Source organism: Aquabacterium sp. (assembly GCF_036279655.1).
Classification (GTDB): Bacteria; Pseudomonadota; Gammaproteobacteria; order Burkholderiales; family Burkholderiaceae_C; genus Aquabacterium.
Genome location: NZ_DASUIT010000098.1, coordinates 1 through 6,346 on the forward strand (window position 1 = coordinate 1; position 6,346 = coordinate 6,346).

Sequence of the window (6,346 nt, forward strand, 5' to 3'; positions counted from 1 at the left end):
TGACCGGCGCCGCTGACCAGCACCGTGGAACTGCCCGACTGGGCATAGCTGCCGCTGAGGGTGTAGTGCTGGAAGCTCGGCGAGCTCAGGGTGAGGTTCACCGTCATGATCGGACGGCTGGGCACGTAGAGCGCCCCCTCAAAGGCCACCGATGCCTGCACAAAGTTGTCCACCGTCACCGGCGCATCGACCATGAACCCTCCCAGGCCCACGTCACCGCCCGCAGAAGCCGTCACCGTGCCATCAAACAAGGTGGTGCTGGCGTTCTGCTTGACCACGCCCTGGAAGGCGATCGAGGTGGGCAACTCCTGGGTGGGCACGTCGGCCGAGCTGGAGAAGGCCGACAGCGTCAGGGTGCCTGTCACGCTGGCCTCGCCCGCCCCGGCAGACAGCACCAGCTTGGCTTCACGGTGTGCAATGGCACCATCGACTTCACCCGAGTGGATGTCTCCCGGTGTCAGCAGGCGGCTTTGCAGATAGCTGCCGCTGGCCAGCTGGACCGTGCCACTGGGCTTGCTGCCGCCCGAGGACACGAAGCTGCCTGTCAGGTTCAGTCGGGTCAGTTCAATATCCCCCACGGCCACCGTGGTGGGCGTCACCGTGGCGGTCACCACGGTCTTGGCGGCAAAGCCCTGCAGGGCAGCCCGGACACCGGCTGCATAGTCACCCGTCATGCTGACACCGGTGGTCTGACCCGAGCCATCCTTGCTCAGAACGATGCTGCCCACGAGCGCGGCACTGTCGAGCGGGTAGCGCACCGTGTTGCTCGGCGAGCTGGTGTCCATGCTCATGTCCTCGGGGTTGAGCAATTGCTCAACCACCTGGCTGTAGACCGCATAGGTATTGGCCGTATCGGTCTTGACCACACGGAAGCCGTGTTGGTAGGCGTACCAATTGCCATTCTGCTTTTGGGCCACGTGGTAGGTCATGCGACAGCCGACCGCGTTGGCCTCATCGGCGTTGGCTGCTGCGGTGTTGACGGTCGGATCCGTGGAGGTGAAGAAGGTGCAGCCCGAGGCAATGGCGCGTTGTGTGTTGATGGGGAAGCCCGCCTCGGCGAACATGCCATCAGAGAGCCACTGAGCGCCCTGCAACACGCCCTGATACAGATCCAGGCTGGTGGGGTTGACCGGGTTGGCGGCCGCGTTGATGGTCTGCTCCACCGCACGCAGGCGCTTGTCCAGCGTGTCGGAGCCCGAGCCGCCCAGGTAAGGCGCATTGGCGCGGATACCGGCGATCAGGGCCTTGGCTTCGCTGATGGCCGTGGCGCGCAAATCGGGCGCCACGATCTCGGTCGGCTGCGGCAGCGGCGCGGGCGGGATGTCGTCATCGGTGCCGGCGAAGTCGTCATTGACCACCTCGTCCTTGGCGGTCTCCAGCTTGTCGGCCAGCGCGTCGTCGTCGGTGCCGCCATCGGCGAGCTTCTCGATCACGCACTTGATGCGGTCGCCCGTGTCGTCCTCGCTGTCGCAGCCCAGGTTGTCCACCTCGGTAGCGTTGTTGGCCAGCTGGGACACCGCGGCCAGCATCAAGGCGGCCTTGTTCTCGGGGGCCGTGCCATCGTCACTGAAGTCAGGACGCTCGGCCAGCACATCGAAGCCCAGGTAGGTGCGGATGTCGGCGTTGGCGCCCTCGATGTTGGCAGGCACCAGCCCGCCTTCGGCGCCTTCGGCCTTGGTCACGGCCATCTCGGAGAACGGCGTGACCTGCAAGGTGTTGGTGCCACCCTCGACCGTGGTGGTGGCCGCGCGGATGCGGAAGCCTGCAGGCACAGGCACGTCGGTCGCATTGGTGGCCTCGTCCACCATGGTGGTGCTCGGGCCCGCGCTGATCTCCACCAGCACGGTCACCCCTGCGGGGATGTCGGCCAGCGAATAGCTGCCATCGGTGTCGGTCACGCTCTCTTTGATCAGCGTTTGCGAACCGTCTGAATTGACGCGGTAAGCCCGCACGATCGCGTTCTTGAGCAGGCCCTTGGCGGCCACACCGCTCAGGGTCACGGTGGGATCGGCGGCATCGCTGCCACCCCCACCGCCACAGGCCACGAGCGCCGACAACACGGCGACACTGAGCGCGGTGCGAACGGCACCGAAACAGTTCAACGATTTCATGAAAGTTGCCCCTTGAAAGGATTGGGGGTCACAAAGGACCCAGCATCAGGCACTGGCAGCAGAGCGCAATACTCTCCCTGCGACACGCTGGCAGTGTTGCAAAAGAGTAGGCCAATGGGGGGCAGGCAAAGGGTCTAAACACGTGTGGTTTCGTGCCTATTTCGCGCGTGCAGATCGCTGGCGCCCCTCAGGGCGCGGGGCTTCACTTTCGGTTCATTTGGACAGCGCTTGCCAGGCCATGTCCAAGGCTTGCGATACCGCTGCCCAACGCACGGCCGCGCGATCACCTGGCCACCAGCAACGCAGGGCCACGGTGGCCCCACCCCGCACGGCACAGGCCAGCCACACCGTGCCCACGGGCTTGTCGGCCGACCCGCCCCCCGGCCCGGCCACCCCGGACACCGCCAGCGCGATGTGGGCCGGCGAGCGTTGCAGCAGGCCATCGGCCATGGCGCGCACCACGGCCTCACTGACGGCCCCGTGGGCGTCGATCAGCGCCGCGGGCACCCCCAGCAGTTCTGTCTTGGCCTGGTTGCTGTAGGTCACCACCGCGCGGTCGAACCACTCGCTGGAGCCGGCACGGTCCGTGCAGGTGGCGGCGATCAGGCCGCCCGTGCACGATTCGGCCGTGGCCAGCCTCCAGCCGCGCTGGCACAGGGCCTCAGCCAGGCGAGCGACCTGCTCAGGCAAGGCAGAGGGTGACGAGGTCGGGGTGGGCGCAGACATGGTGATCGGTCTCCTGTGAAGGCGCCGATCAGGTCGGCAGGATCGAGGCCAGCACCCCGCCTTCGCGGCAGGCCACCGCCAGTGCCAGCACCAGCAAGGTACACAGCGCCGCCACGAAGTCATCCAGCAAGATGCCCAGGCCCTGGGCCCAGCCGATGGGCTCACCGGGGCGGTGCTTGAACAGGCGATCCGCCCAGCCCACCGGGCCGGGCTTGGCCGCATCAAAGTAGCGAAACAAGGCAAAGGCCAGCACCTGCCCGATCCAGCCCGAGGGGGTGACCACCCAGAGCACCAGCCAGAAGGCCAGCACCTCGTCCCAGACCACGGCGCTGGGGTCGGCCACACCCAGGCTGCGAGCGGTGTGCGTGCAGGCCCACCAGCCCACCACGGTGCCCCCGCCGATCAGCCAGGCCCAGTACAGATCAGCCTGCGCGCCCAGGCCCCACGCTTCTTGCAGCAGAACAAAGCTCAACCAGGCCCACAGGGTGCCCACCGTACCGGGTGCGATGGGGCTCAGGCCGCTGCCCGCCCCGAGGGCGATGACATGGGCCGGGTGGCTCAGCATGAGGCCCACCGTGGCGCGGCGGGGTGGCTGAAGGGGAGCGGACTCGGACATGCGCATCAAGACTTGAAATGATCGAACGAGGCCCAGCGATGAGGCATGGGCTGAGGCGCAGGGGCACCGGCACCTGCATCCAGGGCCCCGGTCCACAGACGCAGCCCGGGCTCGGCTTCCAGACGGCCGATGCGTGTCAAGGGCAGGCCCAGTTCACCAGACAGGGCGGCCATGCGCGCGCGGTGCTCGGGCGGCACGGCCAGCAGCAGCTCGTAATCGTCGCCCCCGGCCAGCACACAGTCGAGCTGCTCATCACGGGGTCGACCCGCCAGCCAGGGGCTCACCGGCAAGGCATCCACAAAGACGGCGGCGCCCACGCGGCTGCGGCGCAGGATGTGCCCCAGATCGCCCAGCAGGCCGTCGGACACATCGATGGCCGCATGGGCCAGGCCCTGCACCGCCAGGCCCAGCGCCACGCGGGGGGTGGGGCATTCCATGCGGGCGCGGACGGCCTCGAAGGCCTCGCCTGACAAGGGCGGTCGCAAGCTGCCGCGGAACGCCTCCAGGGCCAGACGGGCCTCACCGGGCGTGCCGCTCACCCACAGATCATCACCCGCCTGGGCCCTACTGCGCAGCAGGGCCTGCCCGGCCGGCACCTCACCCATGACGGTGATGCCGATGGCCAGCGGGCCCGCGGTGGTGTCGCCACCGATGAGCTCACACTCATGGGCATCGGCCAGGGCCAACAGGCCGCTGGCAAAGCCTGCCAGCCAGGCCTCGTCCACCCGGGGCAGGGTCAGGGCCAGGGTGAAGGCCACGGGGCGGGCGCCACAGGCCGCCAGATCGGACAGGTTCACCGCCAGGGCCTTGTGCCCCAGACGGGCCGGATCGACCGTGGACAGGAAGTGCCGCCCTTCGACCAGGGTGTCGGTCGACACGGCCAGTTGCATGCCCGGCGTGGGAGCGATCACGGCGCAGTCATCGCCATTGCCCACCACGGCACGATGCGGCCCCACCCCGGCGGGGCGCCAGAAAAAACGTTCGATCAGGTCGAATTCACCCAGGCTCATGTGCGCATTGTCACCCCTCGGCAGGCCACGCTTTGCGGACATCCACACGCACAGGGTGTGCGATGTTCTTAGAATCGGGGTCAGGGGCATAGGACTGACGATGCCCCCATCACAGGGCCCCAACGCATGACCACCCCCGAAGACAAACGCGCCGAGCTCAAGAAAGCCGCGCTTGAATACCACGAGCTGCCCACCCCCGGCAAGCTGGCGATCAGCGCCACCAAGCAGCTCACCAACCAGCGCGATCTGGCCCTGGCCTACTCGCCCGGCGTGGCCGCGCCCTGCGAAGAGATCGTCGAGAACCCGGCCGCCGCCTTCAAGTACACCAGCCGGGGCAACCTGGTGGCCGTGATCACCAATGGCACGGCCGTGCTGGGCCTGGGCGACATCGGCCCACTGGCCGCCAAGCCGGTCATGGAGGGCAAGGCCGTCCTGTTCAAGAAGTTCTCCGACATCGATGTGTTCGACATCGAGATCAACGAGAAGGACCCCGAAAAGCTCGTCGAGATCATCGCCAGCCTGGAGCCCACCTTCGGCGGCATCAACCTCGAGGACATCAAGGCCCCGGACTGCTTCTATGTCGAGCGCAAGCTGCGCGAGCGCATGAAGATCCCCGTCTTCCACGATGACCAGCATGGCACGGCCATCGTGGTGGGCGCCGCCCTGCTCAACGGCCTGAAGGTGGCGGGCAAGGACATCAAGCAGGTCAAGCTCGTGACCTCGGGCGCCGGTGCCGCCGCCCTGGCCTGCCTGGGCCTGCTGGTCAAGCTGGGCGTGCCCCGCGAGAACATCTGGGTGACCGACCTGGCAGGCGTGGTCTACGAGGGCCGCACCGAGCTGATGGACCCCGACAAGGCCCAGTTCGCGCAAAAGACCGATCAGCGCAAGCTGAGCGAGGCCATCGAAGGCGCCGACATCTTCCTGGGCCTGTCCGCCGGGGGTGTGCTCAAGCCCGAGATGGTGGCCAAGATGGCCCCCCACCCCATCATCTTCGCCCTGGCCAACCCCACGCCCGAGATCCTGCCCGAAGAGGTTGTGGCCGTGCGCCAGGACGCCATCATGGCCACGGGCCGCTCGGACTACCCCAACCAGGTCAACAACGTCCTGTGCTTCCCCTACATCTTCCGGGGTGCGCTGGATTCAGGCGCGACCACCATCACCGACGAGATGGAGATCGCGGCGGTGCACGCCATCGCCGAGCTCGCCCAAGCCGAGCAGAGCGATGTGGTGGCGGCCGCCTATGTGGGTGCCAACCTGAGCTTCGGCCCCGAATACCTGATCCCCAAGCCCTTTGACCCCCGTCTGATGATGAAGATCGCGCCGGCCGTGGCCAAGGCGGCGGCGGACTCGGGCGTGGCCTCGCGCCCGGTGAAGGATTTCGTGGCCTATGGCGAGAAGCTGCAGAGCTTCGTCTACGCCTCGGGCCACACCATGAAGCCCATCTTCAGCGTGGCCAAGCGCGCCAAGAACAAGCGCATCGCCTATGCCGAGGGTGAGAACGAAGGCGTGCTGCGCGCCGCCCAGATCGTGGTGGACGAGAACGTGGCGCGCCCCACCCTGATCGGCCGCCCCGACGTGATCGCCCAGCGCATCGAGAAGTTCGGCCTGCGCCTGCGCGCCGGCCAGGACTACGACGCCGTCAGCACCGAAAACGATCCGCGCTACCGCGACTACTGGCAGACCTACCACCAGCTGACCGAGCGCAAGGGCGTGTCGCAGCAGATGGCCAAGATCGAGATGCGCCGCCGCCTGACCCTGATCGGCTCGATGCTGCTGCACAAGGGCGAAGTCGACGGCCTGATCTGCGGCACCTGGGGCAACACCAGCCTGCACCTGCACTACATCGACCAGGTGATCGGCCGGCGCGCCGGGGTCAAGACCTA

At 67.4% G+C, this 6,346-nt stretch carries 4 protein-coding genes and 1 pseudogene; 1 reads left to right on the plus strand and 4 read right to left on the minus strand.

The features are described 5' to 3' along the window. From VFW84_RS11685 to thiL, 4 genes and pseudogenes are all read right to left on the minus strand, one after another. Nucleotides 1–2,111: pseudogene (locus tag VFW84_RS11685) on the minus strand (hypothetical protein); the annotation flags it as partial. A gap of 213 nt (nt 2,112–2,324) precedes the next feature. Continuing rightward, nucleotides 2,325–2,837, minus strand: coding sequence for a CinA family protein (locus tag VFW84_RS11690; RefSeq protein ID WP_329680631.1), 513 nt, complete (start codon nt 2,835–2,837; stop codon nt 2,325–2,327). Between the two features lie 28 nt (nt 2,838–2,865). Continuing rightward, nucleotides 2,866–3,453, minus strand: a complete 588-nt coding sequence (locus VFW84_RS11695) for a phosphatidylglycerophosphatase A (protein ID WP_329680632.1) — start codon at nt 3,451–3,453, stop codon at nt 2,866–2,868. A 5-nt stretch (nt 3,454–3,458) separates the two neighbouring features. Next, nucleotides 3,459–4,463 carry a thiamine-phosphate kinase gene (gene thiL, locus VFW84_RS11700; RefSeq protein ID WP_329680633.1) on the minus strand — a complete coding sequence of 335 codons (1,005 nt, stop codon included), beginning with the start codon at nt 4,461–4,463 and terminating at the stop codon, nt 3,459–3,461. Between the two features lie 126 nt (nt 4,464–4,589). Between thiL and VFW84_RS11705 the strand changes: the two genes are divergently transcribed. After that, a partial coding sequence (locus VFW84_RS11705; RefSeq protein ID WP_329680634.1) for an NADP-dependent malic enzyme occupies nt 4,590–6,346 on the plus strand: 1,757 nt, incomplete at its 3' end.

Excerpts from the sequence above, each read along its gene's own strand:
- VFW84_RS11690 (WP_329680631.1), bottom strand. The coding sequence starts at position 2,837 with ATGTCTGCGCCCACCCCGACCTCGTCACCCTCTGCCTTGCCTGAGCAG.
- VFW84_RS11695 (WP_329680632.1), bottom strand. The coding sequence starts at position 3,453 with ATGTCCGAGTCCGCTCCCCTTCAGCCACCCCGCCGCGCCACGGTGGGC.
- thiL (WP_329680633.1), bottom strand. The coding sequence starts at position 4,463 with ATGAGCCTGGGTGAATTCGACCTGATCGAACGTTTTTTCTGGCGCCCC.